Here is a 16594-nt window from a genome sequence, read left to right on the forward strand (position 1 = left end):
AGTGTAAGGCGCGAGCAATCAATCGAATATTAATAAAAGTTCCGGAGTCACATCATGTACTCAAAAAAAGCTTTATCCAGTGCAATACTTGCAGCGATTTTGGCACAGTCGGCCATCGCGCAAGAAGCAAATGAACCTATCGAAGAAATTGTTGTTCAGGGCATTCGGGGAAGTTTGTCCAAAGCGTTGGACATTAAACGTTCCAACATCCAGATTGTGGATTCCATCGTAGCCGAAGACATCGGTAAATTCCCGGACAATAACGTTGTGGAAGCCTTGCAACGTGTTACCGGTGTGCAAGTTACTGGTCGCGGCTCAGGTGAAGTTAGTACCGTAACTGTACGCGGATTGACTGATGTACACACCACCGTTAATGGTCGAGATATTTTTACGGGTGCGGGCCGTGCAGTCGCTCTGCAGGATATTCCGGCAAGCTTGTTATCGAACGTCATGGTTTACAAAACCCGTTCAGCAGATCAGGTAGAGCGAGGCATAGCCGGCTCTATCGACATTAAAACTCACCGTCCGTTTGATTTCTCTGACAGAAAAATCGTATTAGCTGCGCGTGGTATTTATTCCGATCAACCCGATAAAATCGATCCGAACATCAGTGCGCTATTCAGCAATCGATGGGATACCTCTGCCGGTGAGTTTGGTGCGCTGCTAAACCTGTCGTATGTAGAGACGAATTATCGCGACGACACCATGACGGCCGGCGCGGTCTTTCCGTTTTTCACAGAAGATCCACATTTTGCTTACTCACCTTATGAAATGATTCCCAATAGGTACACGAAGGAGGGGGTCGGTGACAATAGTTTAATTTGGCAAACTGGACTGGAAAATGGTTTGCCGCATACAGCCGGCTCGACTCTAAGCGTCGGAGGAGAGACCGTTGACTATTTACTCATGCGTGATGCGATCTTTGGTACATCCTTCACTGGTAATCGTGAACGTCCTGCGGCCAGCGTTTCTTTTCAATGGGCCCCGAATGAAGACCTGGAAGTTCTTGCCGAAGGTTTCTATACCGGTTATCGAAACTCATCACAAAATGCTATGTGGTTCTCCAACACACTGGAACATGGCAACGGCAACATCGACATTCCTGAGGTTTATGAAGGCACTATCGTCGTAAAAGAACACCAAGGTCGAAATAATGGTGGCTTCCAGAGCGGTGATTATTCCTACGGTGAAACAGACAGTTATCTTTATGCATTGGGAGCCAAATGGACACCAACAGATAGCCTGACTATCAATTCTGAACTGCTTTATCAGGACAGCGAATTCACCACCGATTTCTTTGCCATGCGTTTTACCAGAACAGCACCCGGCCTGGACGTTGATTACAATGATCGTGACGGTATTCCCTCCATTGTTTTCTGGGACAACGCGGCGACTTCAGTAGACGAGTCCGATATGGCGGCCGTTGCGAACTGGAATGCCTCCACCATTTATGACAATGGTGGTGGTAATACCGGTGACTCGACAACCTTTACATTTGACGCTGAGTGGGAGCTTGACGGAAGCTTTATCAACACTATCAAGGCGGGCGGGCGTTATGAAAACAGAGGTGCGCAAGAATTTACCCGCGGCCAGGATGCGTCCCCTGCCAATGCGACAACCGTCTCAATGTTGATGCAGCAATTGACAGCAGCAGGCGCTAGCGGTGATGGATCCGGGTTGATCTTTACGGTTGAAGATTATTTTGCCGGTCGCGCTAATGTTTTCGATAGTTTCATCTCTGCAGACGGCTCTTATCTGCTCGACAACGCGGATGCTGTACGGGCTGTCTATGGCCTTGAAAAAGAAGAAGTCTACAAAACCTTTGATATTGAAGAGACCTCCGCTGCTGCCTTTGTCACCAGTGAATTCCGCCTTGGTGACAGCATCAGTGGTGAACTTGGTGTCCGCTATGTTTCTTATGAACAGGACATGCAGTTTTGGGCGGAGCAAGCAGCTCAATCCAACACCTATGATTACAGCGAAGGCACCAATGAGACCGACAAGTTTCTGCCAAGCCTGGTCCTGAACTGGGATATTACTGCAGACCTCGTTGGTAGGTTGGCTTATACACAGACATTGCGCATGCCCGAGTTTAACTCGCTGAATGCACAACGCTACTGGACTGACCCTTTAACGACTGTACCTTACGGAACCGGCACTGGCGGGAATCCCAATTTACAACCTACGGAATCTGCGAATTATGACCTTTCACTAGAATGGTACTTCGCCGAAGGCAGCTCCCTCTACGGGGCGGTATTTAAACGTGAATTAGAGGGTATGATACTTCCGGGATATAGCACAATTGTTCGAACAGGTACTGATGGTGTTACGAGACCTTACGTTTTAAACGCACCCATCAACGCCGGTGAAGGGGAACTGTCAGGTCTCGAAGTTGGCCTGGTTTATTTCCCAAATAACTTGCCCGAAACACTGGACGGCCTGGGCGTTCAGGCAAGCTTCACATTGCTGGATTCGTCACAACAGACACCGGTATTTAACGAAGATGGCAGCCGCAACGGTTACATTGAATCGAAGATGAGTGGCGTTTCCGACTCTTCTTACAGCATCGTTCTGGCGTATGACAGAAATACATTCGATGCGCGTTTGTCTTACGTGTGGCGCGAAGAGTTTTACACCGGCAACGAAGCGGCCATTTTCGCCAATCCAATTCAGTTCTGGAATCGTCCCGAACAGAGCCTGGACTTCCAGCTGAGTTACGACGTAACGGACAGTATCATGGTCACCTTTGATGCAACTAACCTGCTGGACGATGTGTACCAGAGCTACTACGGCGAGGGAAATCAAAACCTGTTCAACTTTGGCAATGGAATTTATTCCAAAACCTACGCACTGGGGATTCGGTATTCCATGTAGTTGAGAAAAGGCATGTCAATAGCCTCCGTTTGGAGGCTCGTAACCACACAAAACCTCACTTGCACAAAGTGGGGTTTTATTCGTTAGAGATTCGCAAGAAATATTACTCGTCATTCACAATTTATATTGATATAAGAACATAAAACAAATAACAAAAGGAGCCCTCATGATCCAATTCAGCCCCCTGGACTGGTATGTCCTCACCGGTTTTTTCATTCTCCTGCTCGGCATCGTTATCTGGTCACTACGACAAAAGGAGGAAAATACTACAGATTATTTTCTCGCGGGTCGTAATGCCGGTTGGTTGGTGATTGGTTCATCGATCTTTGCATCCAATATCGGCTCGGAACACCTGGTCGGTTTATCCGGTGCCGGGATGCAGTCGGGAATGGCGATGGCGCATTGGGAGTTGCAGTCGTGGATTATTATCCTGCTCGGCTGGATCTTTGCGCCGTTTTATTGGAGCAGCAAGATTTATACGATGCCGGAATTTCTGGAGCGGCGTTATTCCACGCGTTCGCGAACTTTTCTCTCCATTATTTCGTTAATCAGTTACGTGTTAACCAAAGTCTCCGTCACCGTCTATGCCGGTGGTGTGGTGTTAAAAACCGTGCTGGGTATCGACAGCGTATTCGGCATCGATTTTTTCTGGATTGCTGCCTTGGGCTTGGTGTTGGTTACCGGTATTTACACTGTGCTGGGTGGTATGAAAGCCATTTTATGGACGTCGGTCATTCAAACACCGGTATTGATTCTGGGCTCGCTGGTGATCCTTTACGTCGGCCTCGATATGGTGGGCGGTTTGGCCGAGCTTGAGCGCATCAACGGCGATCAAATGCATTTGATCCGACCGGCGAACGATCCAAACTTTCCCTGGCCCGGCGTGATCTTCGGTTCCATTATTATCGGCTTCTGGTATTGGTGTACGGACCAATACATCGTACAGCGCGTGCTGTCAGCCAAGGGTATTCAGGCGGCGCGACGCGGAACACTCTTTGCAGGTTATTTAAAATTGTTGCCGGTGTTTATCTTTTTGTTTCCCGGCATGATTGCATTTGCCCTGAATGCCCAGGGAAAAATCCAGGTGGACAGTGCCGATCAGGCATTTGCAGTGCTGGTAACGGAATTATTACCCTCGGGTATTAAAGGCATTGTCATCGCCGGCTTGCTCGCGGCGCTGATGAGCTCTCTTGCCTCGCTGTTTAATTCCTCGGCGACGTTATTCACCATCGACTTCTACAAAAAATATAAACCCGCCGCGAGCGAAGCAAAATTGCTACAAGTGGGGCGCATCGCCACCATCGTGGTGGTTGTGCTCGGCATTGTGTGGATACCGGTAATGCAAATGGTATCCGGTGTGTTGTATGAATATTTGCAATTGGTGCAGGCCTTGATTGCACCGGGTATTGCCGCTGTTTTTTTGTTGGGTGTCTTTTCCAAACGCATTACGCCCGCCGCCGGTTTTGTCGGGTTGGTCGCCGGGTTTGTGCTCGGCATGGCGCGCTTGATATTAACCATCTTCAAAGATCAGCTTTCACCGGATGGTGTACTTTACAGCCTGGTAGCGATGAACTGGCTGTATTACTGCTCCGCGCTGTTTATCGTGATTGTAGCGATTGTGATCCTCACCAGTATGTTCACGCCACGCGCCAGCGATGAGCAATTAGCGGGCCTCACCTATTCGTCAATCAGCGCTGCGCAACGCGCGGAAATCCGGGCGGGCATCGATAAGTGGGACATCATCCACACACTCATCATCCTCGGTATTACTGCGGCCATTTATATCCGCTTTTGGTAAATAAAAAAGCTCGCGCGGGTAAATCCCGGGCGAGCTGCAAGTGGTATCAGGTAGATGATAAGGAAAGCTACCAAATATACCGACGATAAAACGGAGGCTCATGAACGGCGTTGTTCATTTGTATTATTATATATCAAATATAATGCTTTGCCAGCGTTTTTTCGTCGGATCAAAAAACAAAGCACCGCCGGGGGCCGGCAGTGCTTTGGGGGATACGAAAATGCAATGTTATTTTTTAGCGTCAGGCTGGCGTAATCGCAGCCGCGCAGTATCAGCATAACTTAGCCATTACTTCTGGCTTTAAACGCGCGAACGACAACGTTGAAATCTTCAGCAAATTGTTTCAGACCATCCAGTTCTTGCTTTTCTTCTCCGCGGGAGAGCTTGGCGCAAGCTAAATAATCTTCATACGCTTTTACATACGCTTTCACTTCGTTGTTGGCTTTCACCATTTGCGCGGTAACCACGGTTTCCGCGTCGGGAATTTCCGGTTTGGCCGCAGGCTTATTACATGCCAGGGTAGGAAGCGCAAACAAAGATGCACAGCAGATTGAAATAGCAAGTAATGTTTTCTTCATGATGGTTAATCTCATAATGGTCAATAGACTGCGTTATGACAAGGGTTGGACACTGAATCGCGGTTTCATATCACTCCCTGCTGGTTCGGTCCTTTTTGGTTTCATCCCGTTCTTTAAATTCGCGGTTTTTTTCCCATTCGATTCACTTAAAAAAATCGTTTCAAACAACGCACGGTTGAGAATCTGCTCGCGCAAATCGTCAACCGTGCATCAGGTCATTATTGAAAAATATCTCCGGTAGATTTCAACAATAATCTAAATTTTGAAACGACCCACAAGCTCGGCCATCCGCGCGGCCATATCGGCCAGGTGTTCAGTGTTGGAGGTAATCCTCACTGAACTTTCGGCAGTATTGGTCGCTACGGAAGAGATCCGATCTATATTGTGTTCTATTTGCCGCGTGGCAGCACTTTGCTGCTCGGACGCAGCGGCAATCTGGTTAGTCCGGTCACGAATGACGCTGACAATCTCGGTAATATGTTCGAGGGAGCTACTGGCTTCGCTGGCTTGTTGCACTGAGGAATTGGCCTGTGCAGTACCGGCTGACATCATCTCCACCGCTTCGTGGGAACCGGACTGCAAGCGCTCAATCATCTCGCGAATTTCCGTGGTGGAACTTTGCGTGCGCGATGCCAGGGTACGTACTTCATCTGCTACTACGGCAAAGCCGCGCCCCTGCTCACCGGCACGTGCGGCTTCAATGGCGGCGTTTAAGGCGAGTAAATTGGTTTGTTCGGCAACACCGCGAATCACATCCAGCACAGAACCGATACTGACGGTTTCCTTGCGCAGACGATCAATCACTTCGGCAGCGGTTTTGATTTCTTCCGACAGGTTTTTAATCTGACCCATGGTGTTGGTCACGATGGTCTTACCGGATGACGCTGCACCGTCAGCCTGCATGGATTTGTCGGCGGTTTCGGTCACGCTGACCGTCACGTTTTGTACCACGCTGGCCATTTCTTTCACGGCCACCACAATCTGTTGGATTTCCGATTGCTGGGTTTTGATTTCGCGTTCGTTTTCGCGCGAAAGACTGGACAACACAGCCGCATTACCACTGACTTCCTGAGCGGTTTCCGCCACGCTGGCGATGATCGTGTGCAGGCGCTCGACAAAGGTATTGAAACACTGCGCCAATTCGGAAATTTCGTCAGTGCCGGTGACTGGTAAACGACGGGTCAGGTCGCCCTCACCTTCAGAAATATCGCGTAGCGCGCGCACAACGTTATTCACCGGTTTAACAATACTTAATTGCACCGCGTAAGCGAGTGATGCTGCGATAACACTGATGATCACAATCACCAGCAATGCGTAGGTCAGTGCTTCGGTAACAATCTGATCCACCTCGGACATATCCACACGCAAGCTGATGGTGCCAACGCGCGAGCCTTCGGATTCAATGGCTTCGGTAATCATGACAACTTTGCCTTGGTAAACCACTTCAACAGCACCGGGGGTTGAGGGCATACCGGCTGGTAATTCTTTTGCACCCGAACCTTTTGCGTACCAGGCGAAGGGTTTATTGCCGTTGTAAATCACCGCGCTCAGCACGCGCGGGCTGACCCGCAAGGCACCCAATGAGGCTGTTACGGTCATGCTGTCATCAAAGGTCATGGCGCCGATGCTGGACTCGCCGAGCACCTGCGCAAGGGTGCGGGTATCGTTGACAATCGTTTCCTCGGTCGTGGCCAGACCGGACCGAACCGTCACCACGGTCGTAACGATCACCGCTGCCACGCAGGTGAGCGTTACGCTTAATAAGATCTTCCACTTGAGCGATAAATTATTCACGCGAGCCTCATTTTTATCCCGTGGGTGAACAAACAGCTCCCCCACAAATACCTTACAGGTTTGATTAGGTTAGCAGAGGAATGTGAAATTGCACGCACTTTTTGGCGTATTTTTCGTCAATCATGCGTTAAGAAAGGTTGATATAACGCCCCACCCTGTTTGAGCGAAGCGCTTGATTTTTAAGGAATAACAGCGGGTAAAAAAGCGGCAGGGTTTGCCGCTTTTCAATCTTCGACAACGGAAGGGCGACCGAACACCGGCATCCCCTCGGCATCCCAGCGCAAGGGTTTTACAAAGGTATGGCGGTCCGGGTTCCACAAGGGATCACCCTCGATTTCGGTATAGGTGCGCGCGTGATACACCAGCATCACTGTCTGGCCATCTTCACCCAGCGTAAAGCTGTTGTGGCCCGGGCCGTAGATGCCGTATTCATAGCAAGTCTTTAGCACCGGCTCTGGCGATTTGTGCCAACTGGCCGGGTCCAGCACGTCGGTATTTTCATCTGCCCACAATAAGCCCATCGCATAGTTTTCATCGGTGGCGCTGGCGGAATAACTGATAAAGATACGCCCACCGCGCTTAACCACCGATGGCCCTTCATTGACCCAAAAGCCGCGAATCTCCCAGTCGAATTCCGGCTTGCTCAGCATCACCGGCGCCGCCGCCAACTGCCAGGGTGTCTTCATGGGGGCAATATAAAGATTGGAGTTGCCCTCGATGGCGTTGTCTTTTTGGGCCCATAAATAATAGAGCACGCCTTTGTGAGTAAAGGTGGTGGCGTCAAGACAGAAGGTGTCGATGCCGCTATCCACCTGCCCCATAAATTCCCATTCACCCTCCAGCGGATTAGCCGCGCTATTGCGAATGGCGTACATACGGTGCTGGAAGAGCTTGTCTTTAATCTCTCGGCTTGGCGCTGCCGCAAAATAAACGTACCAGGCAGATTCACCGGATTGCGGGTCTTTATTGAAATGAATCTCCGGTGCCCAGATCAATTCGCTGTACGGGCCGGTGTCCGGCTTGTGCCAGACGTCCACTGTTTTCGCCGTGGCCAGTTCCGCAATGGTTTTTGCCCGACGCAATTCAATGCGGTCATAGGCGGGCACCGATGCGGTGAAATAATAAAAACCGTCCGTGTGTTTGTAGATGAAAGGGTCGGCACGTTGTTCGATCAGTGGTGTTAATACCTGGCTCACGTTCATTCTCCAAGAGGATTTAAATGGGTGCAGATTCGCCGCTCGCGACGGTCGTATTGGCGTCGCCAGCGGACTTTTCATGCGGCGGCTTTTGCGCAAGCATCTGGTGATAATAATTATCGGTGATACGGTATTTGAACATCACCAGCCCCATCAGCGCATGAAAGCCACCCGCAATAACCGTCAACATTAAAGCGATGCCAGTCAAAGCGAATTCAGTTTGGGCTTCGCCCGCCTGATAACCGAAATAGGTTAACAGCACACCCGTTAGAAAACCCGCGAGACCGGCCCCCGCTTTTTGGCAGAAAGAAATACCACCAAAGGCCAAACCGGACACCCGCTTGCCATTTTTTACCTCGCCATAGTCAACCGCTTCTGCAATGGCGGACCAGAAAATCGGTGCATGCAGGTCCACGACAAACGACAACAAGATATATAAAGCAAATGCCAACACAATGTCGCCCGGCGAGACAGCAAAGAACATCACCACACTCAGCAACGCCACCAGCAGTTGCGACCAGCGGAACAAATTGACCTTGCAGAAGCTTTTGGTAATCCAGGTAGACGCCACCATAGATACGATGGATGCTGCAATACCCGCACTGGTAAAACTCGCGGCGAGGGATTCATCGCCACCGAGATAATAAATCGCATAGTAAAACGCGACGCTGCCACGCAACGCATAACCCAGAGTGCCCAAGACACAACAAGCGCACAACACCAGCCATTGATCATTCTTCAGGAGCAACTTAAGTTGCTCGCCCAGCGGTTTTTTATCCACGACGTGCTCAACCCGTTCGCGGGTGGTAAAGAAGCAGAACAGCAACAACAGCACACCGACAAAGGACATAAGGCCCATGGCGAGCTGATAGCCTTTGGCCGGATTATCACCGCCCCACATCAACGCCAAAGGCGGTACAGACGCAACAATAACGACGTTGGCAATCTTGGCAAAAAACATCCGGTAACCATTGGCCGACAACCGCTCTTGCGGGTCAGAGGTTAATACCCCGATGTAGGAAATATAAGGAATCGCTACACCGGTAAACATCAAGGTCGCAAACAGGTACGTGACGTAAGCCCATACCAGCTTGGCGTTGTAGGAAAAATCCGGTGTTGTAAATAGCAGAAAGACCGCGAAACCATAAGGAATGGCGAGGTATAAAAAATAGGGACGGAAACGACCGAGGCGCGATTTGTATTTGTCGGTAATCAAACCCATCAGCGGATCGCTGAGTGCGTCGATGAACCGCGCAGCCAAAAATAAGGTCCCGACATGAACAGGCTTTAACCCAAAGATATCCGTATAGAAATATTGCATGAAATAAAACATCGCCGCGATCATGACATTCACGGCCATATCGCCTGCACCAAAACCGATTTTCTCGGTGATCGATAATTTTTGTGTTTGCATTATTATTGTTACCTTATTATGGCTATCAGGCTATTTCTGAAACCCATCGTGTGGGTTTGCAGAGATCTCCAGGTTGATTATCGGGCAATAAAAACCGGCCTTGGTGCAGTTAGCGCGCCTGCGTTTCCGCAGGCATGTCAATTCCGTTACAGGAAATAATCGTTTTCTATTTGTAAAACGGCCAAAACATCAATGGCCTCCATCCCGGCGTTACGTGCCGCCAGCAAGCCCATTTGCGCATCCTCAAACACCACACAGCGCTTCGGATCTGCATTTAATAACTCAGCACAACGCAAAAATGTATCCGGTGCTGGCTTGGGATGACTCACTTGATCCGCACCGACAACCACATCAATGTATTGATCAAGCCCGCACAATTTTAAAATAGTTTCTGCTTCCGCCGTGTAAGCACCGGTCCCCACTGCCATCGGCTTTTTGCCGTGGTATTTTTTTACGATGTCCAACAAGGCCGTTGGCTTTACATATTTGTGCATGTGTTCGCGCACAAAGGCTTCTTTAAATTCATTCATCTCAATTGTGGTAGCGCTGACGTCGCAGTTGAATTTTTCAATCAACAATTCCAGCGTGCCTTTGGTGGGAACACCGGCGAGTGAGCGCATATAGGGGCGGTCGATGGGGATGGCGAAACGGGTAAGGGTTTCGGTCCAGGCAACTTCGTGTAACTGCCCGCTATCTACCAGGGTGCCGTCCATGTCGAAAATCAGTGCGTCAAAGTGGTCGTACATATATTTTTTCTCGCTGGGTAAAAGCAGCGATTAGAGCATAGGGGGTGGAGTTGGCCCAAATTTTTTTGGTGTTAAGTGGTATCGGGTACCTTCAGGCGAGACACGCCGTGAATACTTCCCTGTAGGCTCAGCAGCGACGTCCTGTCGCTGATGGTCCCGCCTGAAGGTACCCGATACCACCTGCAAGTTTTTCGCAGGGATTTTGGTTCTTTAAAAGCAGAGTTCTCGAAGCTCTTAACAAGATTCAAGAGATTTCAATTGCTTTATGTGAAATTTAATCCGTGCACAACAATGAATTTTTTGTCAATTTTAGGCATCGCGTCGGATTACGCCGCTGTGCGGCTAATCCGACCTACGGGTTTATAGGGGTTTCACTTTTTTGTGGGGCTACGAAAAACTTGCCGGGGTGATTGGGTGACGGTGGGTGAGACCATCAGCGACAGGACGTCGCTGCTGAGCCCCCACGGATGGGTTTACGGCGTGTCTCACCCACCGTCACCCAATCGCCCATCACATCAATCAAACACCCTGACTCAAATGGTAAAACGCAGCGTTATGACGCAATTCGGTTTTCAAATTACGCACAGTCGTATCCGCGCCAATTACAATCGCCTCGATACCCGCCATCTCCGCCAGATCAACCGCTTCATCCGCCGTAATACCCTGGGTGTACGCACTGTGATGTGCACCGCCCGCGTGGATCCATGCGGCTGCGGCAACTTCCAGATTCGGGCGCGGTTCCCATAAGGCTTTTGCCACAGGCAGGTTGGGCAATTCTTGCGGTGGGTTTACAGTATCCACTTCGTTGATAATCATGCGGAAGCGGGTACCCAGGTCGATCACCGAAATACACAAGGCCGGGCCGGGTTTGCCGGTGAAGATCAGGCGTGCGATGTCATTGCGACAACCGATGGTGTGCAGATGCACTTCCAGTTTCGGTTTTTCCGCGGCAATAGACGGACAAACTTCCAACATATGCGCGCCCAATACCTGATCCGGTGCGCCGAAGTGATAGGTGTAATCCTCCATAAACGAAGAGCCACCTGCGCGACCTTTGGACATCACTTTTGCGATGCGCACCATGGCGGCGGTTTTCCAATCGCCTTCACCACCGTAACCAAAACCGGCGGCCATCAAACGTTGTGTGGCCAGGCCAGGCAAGTTGGTCAAGCCGGTTAAATTCTCGAAGCAGTTGGTGAATGCACCAAAGCCGCCTTCAGTTAAAAATTTCAGCATACCCAATTCCAGACGTGCTTCGTTTTTCAGCATCTGGAATTGATGTTCATCATCAAACACCGCGGGCGACACATCGTACTCTGCACGATAAACATCGATTTGGTTGGCCACTTCCTCATCGGTTACCGCATCGACCACTTTTTGTAAATCGCCCAAACCGTAAGCATGCACTTCGTAACCAAACTGAATTTGTGCGGAGACTTTATCTCCGTCAGTCACAGCCACTTGCCGCATGTTGTCGCCGAAGCGCGCCACTTTAAGGTTGTGGCTTTCGTGCCAGCCCATGGCAACGCGGCACCAGCTGTCGATTTGTTTTTGTACCGAATCAGTTGACCAGTGACCCACCACCACTTTGCGGTCCTGACGCAAACGCGTGCTGACGTGACCGAACTCGCGGTCGCCGTGGGCGCTCTGGTTCAGGTTCATAAAGTGCATGTTGATCTCAGCAAACGGCAGCTCGGCATTAAACTGCGTGTGCAAATGCATGTAGGGTTTGTTGAGCGCTTTCAATCCGGAAATCCACATCTTCGCCGGAGAAAAGGTGTGCATCCACAGGATCAGGCCCACACAGTTTTCATTGCTGTTGGCGCGCTGGCACACCGACAGAATCTCGCCGGGAGATTTAACCGTGTCCTGCGCGACGATCTTGATTGAAATCTTGTCCGAGGCAGTCAATGACTCGGCAATCTTTTGGCTGTTTTCAGCCACTTGCTTCAGCACGCCGGGGCCGTACAGGTGTTGGGAACCGGTGACCAGCCACACTTCTTTATCGCCGTAAATCTTCATTACTGATTCCTCAAAAATAACGTTGGTGTTTTGTCAGTTTGTTACGTCGTCTGCACGCGGGCAGACCAATTGCGTAAATCTTTATTTCGATTGGCCGTAGTAAGCATTCTTGCCGTGCTTGCGCAGGTAATGTTTATCGACAATGCCCTGCTTTAACGGCGCGACTTGTTGGTCCAGGGTTTTGGTGAGATACGCCATGCGCGCAATCTCTTCCAGAATAACCGCGTGGTAAACCGCTTCCGCCGCGTTCTTGCCCCAGGTAAATGGCGCGTGCCCCGCGACGATCACCATCGGCACCTCCACCGGGCTGCGCTCTTTGAAACAATCGGTAATTTGTACACCGGTTTCTTCTTCGTAATCGCGCTTAATTTGCTCATCGCTCATCACCGCCGTGCACGGAATTTCACCGTAGGCGTAATCCGCATGGGTCGTGCCGTAACAGGGAATACCTTGTTGGGTTTGCGCCCAGGCGGTGGCATAAGTTGAGTGGGTGTGGGTAACACCCCCAATGGTGTCAAAATGGCGATACAAATGTGTATGGGTTTTGGTGTCGGACGACGGACGCAACTTGCCTTCAACAATGTTGTTGTCCAGATCGACAACCACCATGTCATCCACGGTTAATTTTTCGTAAGCCACGCCACTGGGTTTGATCGCAATCACGCCTTTGTCGCGATCGATCTGCGAGACATTACCCCAGGTGTACACCACCAGATTGCGTTGCTGTAATTCCATATTGGCTTCGTAGGTAGCACGTTTTAATTCTTGATAACTCATGACGCATCTCCTGACGCATTCCCGCTCACAAATGCACCGAGCTGCTGGTATTTTTGATACAGGCTTGCGTAAATTTTTGCGTTCGCGGCATCCGGTTGGTAGGTTTTGCACACTGGCGATGCCATAGCTTTTTGCGCGCTGGCCACATCGGGATACACACCACCCACAGTCGCGGCAAAAATCGCCGCACCCAACGCACAACTTTGCTCGCTCTCCAGCACATCGATAGGACAGTTCCACACATCGGCGCACACTTGCATAACAAAATCGGATTTCTTGGAGATACCGCCGATCACCACGACGGAATCAATCGCCACGCCTTCTGATTTAAACCGCTCGATAATGGCGCGCGCACCGAACGCCGTTGCTTCTACCAATGCACGAAAGATATGCGGCGCCTGGCTGCCCATCTTTAAACCGGTAATGGCCATGGATAGGGTCTGGTCAGCATCCGGTGTGCGACGGCCGTTTACCCAATCCAGAGCGGTAATGCCGGTTTCACCCGCAGGGATTTTGCTGGCGGCATCGCCAAGCATACGCAGCGTGTTGTCTTCGAGATCCTGAATCAGCGTGGCTTTGGTTGTATCGTCCACAGCGGTGGACTGTTGCAGCACATTGATCGCCGGCCACATCAATACGTTGCGGAACCAGGCATACAAATCGCCGAACGCGGACTGTCCCGCTTCAAGCCCCACCATGCCCGGCATTACCGAACCGTCCACTTGGCCGCAGATACCGCGAATACATTTTTCGCCGATATCTGCATAACTCGCGACAGTAATGTCGCATGTCGAGGTGCCCATAATCTTGGTCAGCACCCCCGGTTTTACGTTCGCCGCTACGGCACCCATATGGCAATCAAACGCGCTGAAACCGACCGGAATACCCGTCGGTAAACCCAACTTGTCGGCCCAAGCTGCGGTGAGTGGACCGACCGCCTGATCGGAAGCAAATGTCTCTTTCGGCAAACGGTCACGCAGGCCATCCAGCAAGGGATCAATGCCCACAAAAAATTCGTTGGGCGGATAACCGCCCCAGCTTTCATGCCACATCACTTTGTGGCCTGTCGCGCAACGGCCCATGCGCAGCCTGGTCGGATGAGTGGTGTCGGTCAGCACCGCCGACATCCAGTCGCAATGCTCAACCCAATAATAAGTCGCCGCGCGCACCGCTGCGTCTTCGCGCAACACATGCAACGCCTTCGCCCAAAACCATTCGGACGAATAAATACCGCCTTCGTACTTCAAATAATTCACCGGCGCCTTATTGGCCGCAGCGGTAATTTCCTGCGCTTCTCTGATAGCGGTGTGATCTTTCCACAACACAAACATCGCGTTGGGGTTGTCGGCAAATTCAGGCTTCAGCGCCAGCGCAACACCCTCCGCATCCACCGCCACCGGCGTTGAACCCGTGGTATCAAAACTGATGCCCACCACCTGCGTCGCCGCACCGGCGGGCGCCTTGGCCCATAAACCCCGCACAACCGCTTCCAGACTTTCGAGATAATCCAGTGGATGCTGCCGGAACTGATCTTTCGCCGGTACGCAATACAAACCCTTCTTCCAACGCGGGTAATACACCACGTTGGTGGCCACTTCCGCACCTGTGTGAGCATCGACTAACAGGGCTCTAACCGAATCCGAGCCGTAATCCAGGCCCAGGGCATAAGACGTCATATATCACCTTGTTGGATAGGCTGAGCCGAAAGGAACCGAAGGCCTCAGCGATTTATCTATATTGTATGATAATATTATTCAAAAAAAGCGGCATTTGTCAATGGGATCCGGGCTGTTCCCGATAGAAATAGTCAAATATACCTCTAGTTAATTACCCTTTACGAGCCTGGCATTAGAGGATGGATTTCGAAACCCTCAATTCATGGATGAATTGAGGGAGCTACAGGGACGATTCATTCGCCACATCCCTGTGGCTCACCCTGCGGGCAGCTTCGCTGTGCAAATTGTCGATCCTGCCAATTTGTTATGCGTTTTCGAAATCCATGCCCTAATGGCAAGCGGATTAAGACGCACTAGCGAGATATAAAAAAACGGCCAGTGAGGGGGCTGGCCGTGAAGTGAAGATGCAGTGGAAATACCGACTGCGAACACCAACTAACAAAACAAAAAAACATTGAAACAGCGGAGAAAATAGAGAGAAACTACTTAACCGGTGCAACGCCTTCCGTCGTCATAACAATGCGCTTGATCGTACCGTCCGGGTTGTAATGCAAATCATCAATCGCCACCGAACGCCGGAAGCTGCCGCCATCGGGCACATGGCCGCCGGTGTGATAAATAAAGAACGAACGACCTTTAAATTCAATGATGGACTGATGGTTGGTATTGGAGTTACCCGCCAGCTCATTCAGGATGCCCTTGTACTCCCAAGGCCCCGTGATGCTCTTGCTCATGGCATAACCAATCTTTTCCGGAAAGCCCATGGCATACGTCAGGTAGTAATATTCGCCGTGCTTATGCGCCCAAAGCGCCTCGGTAAAATTCGGCAACCCCTCAATGGAATGGATCGGCCCATCCAGTTCAATCATGTTGTCTTTCAACTTTGCATAACGCGGCTTGGTGTTGCCCCAGAACAAATACGCCTGACCGTCATCATCGATAAACGCCGCCGGGTCGAGATCATCCCAATCAATGTTGGTATCGGTGGTCATGTCGTTGCTGACCAGTGCCTTACCCAAGGCATCTTTAAACGGCCCGAGCGGCCTGTCAGCCACCGCCACACCAATCGCAAAACCATTGATGGTCGCGTGACGCACCGTCACATACCAATAAAACTTGCCGCCCCTCTCAATCACATGCGCCGCCCAGGCATCACCCTTGGCCCACTTGAAATCCTTCACCGACAACTTCGGCCCGTGCTCCTGCCAATTCACCATATCGGTAGACGAAAACACCAACCATTTGTGCATCTCATAAAACTTCGTGTTGTCTTTAGCCTCATCGTGACCGGTGTACAGGTAAACGGTACCGTCATGCACCATCGCCGCCGGGTCAGCGGTAAGCACATCTTTAAAGATCGGATTGTCCGCCTGGACGGTGGGAGCCCCTACCAGAATCAAGGGCAAGAGCGCGCGACGCGCAAAAGAACGGATAATAGACATGGGTTAGATCCTGCTCGTTATGGTTATTAATCAGTAATATTGTATTACAATATAATAAAAGAACGTTAAGGATCAAGTTAAAAAAGGGGAAAAAGGGAAAAAGGGAAAAAGGGAAAAAGGGAAAAAGGGGAACAGCATTGTATACTTAACGTGCTTGCAACAATTTTTCCGCGGATATGTTGCGAGTTTGGTGTTGGGGTGTTTGTTCCGAAACCCTCAAGTCAGGGACGACTTGAGGGAGCTACAAGGATGTATTCATGCGTTTTCGGAACAAACA

General features: G+C 50.7%; 11 protein-coding genes. 2 read left to right on the plus strand and 9 right to left on the minus strand.

Annotated elements, in window-relative coordinates:
* The first annotated feature begins 54 nt into the window (after window positions 1-54).
* Both ACSV5M_RS15925 and ACSV5M_RS15930 read left to right on the plus strand, forming a co-directional pair.
* Window positions 55-2874, plus strand: coding sequence for a TonB-dependent receptor (locus ACSV5M_RS15925; RefSeq protein WP_439177299.1), 2820 nt, complete (start codon window positions 55-57; stop codon window positions 2872-2874).
* Between the two features lie 166 nt (window positions 2875-3040).
* On the plus strand, window positions 3041-4672 hold the full coding sequence (locus ACSV5M_RS15930) for a sodium:solute symporter (protein ID WP_439177301.1): 1632 nt from the start codon (window positions 3041-3043) through the stop codon (window positions 4670-4672).
* A 281-nt stretch (window positions 4673-4953) separates the two neighbouring features.
* Here ACSV5M_RS15930 and ACSV5M_RS15935 read toward each other — a convergent pair whose 3' ends face one another.
* The 9 genes from ACSV5M_RS15935 to ACSV5M_RS15975 all read right to left on the minus strand — a co-directional run bounded on the left by ACSV5M_RS15935 (window position 4954) and on the right by ACSV5M_RS15975 (window position 16317).
* Window positions 4954-5250 carry a hypothetical protein gene (locus ACSV5M_RS15935; RefSeq protein WP_439177303.1) on the minus strand — a complete coding sequence of 99 codons (297 nt, stop codon included), beginning with the start codon at window positions 5248-5250 and terminating at the stop codon, window positions 4954-4956.
* Window positions 5251-5505: 255 nt separating this feature from the next.
* Window positions 5506-7044 carry a methyl-accepting chemotaxis protein gene (locus tag ACSV5M_RS15940; protein WP_439177304.1) on the minus strand — a complete coding sequence of 513 codons (1539 nt, stop codon included), beginning with the start codon at window positions 7042-7044 and terminating at the stop codon, window positions 5506-5508.
* A 224-nt stretch (window positions 7045-7268) separates the two neighbouring features.
* Window positions 7269-8246 carry a glycoside hydrolase family 43 protein gene (locus tag ACSV5M_RS15945; protein ID WP_439177305.1) on the minus strand — a complete coding sequence of 326 codons (978 nt, stop codon included), beginning with the start codon at window positions 8244-8246 and terminating at the stop codon, window positions 7269-7271.
* Between the two features lie 13 nt (window positions 8247-8259).
* Window positions 8260-9654: an MFS transporter gene (locus ACSV5M_RS15950; RefSeq protein ID WP_439177307.1), complete on the minus strand. Its 1395-nt coding sequence runs from the start codon at window positions 9652-9654 to the stop codon at window positions 8260-8262.
* A gap of 146 nt (window positions 9655-9800) precedes the next feature.
* Window positions 9801-10400, minus strand: a complete 600-nt coding sequence (locus ACSV5M_RS15955; protein ID WP_439177309.1) for a beta-phosphoglucomutase family hydrolase — start codon at window positions 10398-10400, stop codon at window positions 9801-9803.
* Between the two features lie 519 nt (window positions 10401-10919).
* Entirely contained in the window at window positions 10920-12422 is a 1503-nt protein-coding gene (gene araA / locus ACSV5M_RS15960) for an L-arabinose isomerase (RefSeq protein WP_439177311.1), read from the minus strand.
* Between the two features lie 81 nt (window positions 12423-12503).
* Window positions 12504-13199: an L-ribulose-5-phosphate 4-epimerase gene (locus ACSV5M_RS15965; protein WP_439177312.1), complete on the minus strand. Its 696-nt coding sequence runs from the start codon at window positions 13197-13199 to the stop codon at window positions 12504-12506.
* A complete protein-coding gene (locus ACSV5M_RS15970; protein ID WP_439177314.1) occupies window positions 13196-14875 on the minus strand; it encodes a ribulokinase in 1680 nt (559 codons plus the stop codon). The genes ACSV5M_RS15965 and ACSV5M_RS15970 overlap by 4 nt, the downstream gene beginning before the upstream one ends.
* A 482-nt stretch (window positions 14876-15357) precedes the next feature.
* Entirely contained in the window at window positions 15358-16317 is a 960-nt protein-coding gene (locus ACSV5M_RS15975; RefSeq protein WP_439177315.1) for a glycoside hydrolase family 43 protein, read from the minus strand.
* Window positions 16318-16594: the final 277 nt, after the last annotated feature.

The organism is Cellvibrio sp. ARAG 10.3, from assembly GCF_051846955.1.
GTDB lineage: Bacteria > Pseudomonadota > Gammaproteobacteria > Pseudomonadales > Cellvibrionaceae > Cellvibrio.

What these genes read in the sequence shown, in the direction of transcription:
- ACSV5M_RS15925 (WP_439177299.1), top strand. Translation starts at nt 55, where the DNA reads ATGTACTCAAAAAAAGCTTTATCCAGTGCAATACTTGCAGCGATTTTG.
- ACSV5M_RS15930 (WP_439177301.1), top strand. Translation starts at nt 3,041, where the DNA reads ATGATCCAATTCAGCCCCCTGGACTGGTATGTCCTCACCGGTTTTTTC.
- ACSV5M_RS15935 (WP_439177303.1), bottom strand. Translation starts at nt 5,250, where the DNA reads ATGAAGAAAACATTACTTGCTATTTCAATCTGCTGTGCATCTTTGTTT.
- ACSV5M_RS15945 (WP_439177305.1), bottom strand. Translation starts at nt 8,246, where the DNA reads ATGAACGTGAGCCAGGTATTAACACCACTGATCGAACAACGTGCCGAC.
- ACSV5M_RS15950 (WP_439177307.1), bottom strand. Translation starts at nt 9,654, where the DNA reads ATGCAAACACAAAAATTATCGATCACCGAGAAAATCGGTTTTGGTGCA.
- ACSV5M_RS15955 (WP_439177309.1), bottom strand. Translation starts at nt 10,400, where the DNA reads ATGTACGACCACTTTGACGCACTGATTTTCGACATGGACGGCACCCTG.
- araA (WP_439177311.1), bottom strand. Translation starts at nt 12,422, where the DNA reads ATGAAGATTTACGGCGATAAAGAAGTGTGGCTGGTCACCGGTTCCCAA.
- ACSV5M_RS15965 (WP_439177312.1), bottom strand. Translation starts at nt 13,199, where the DNA reads ATGAGTTATCAAGAATTAAAACGTGCTACCTACGAAGCCAATATGGAA.
- ACSV5M_RS15970 (WP_439177314.1), bottom strand. Translation starts at nt 14,875, where the DNA reads ATGACGTCTTATGCCCTGGGCCTGGATTACGGCTCGGATTCGGTTAGA.
- ACSV5M_RS15975 (WP_439177315.1), bottom strand. Translation starts at nt 16,317, where the DNA reads ATGTCTATTATCCGTTCTTTTGCGCGTCGCGCGCTCTTGCCCTTGATT.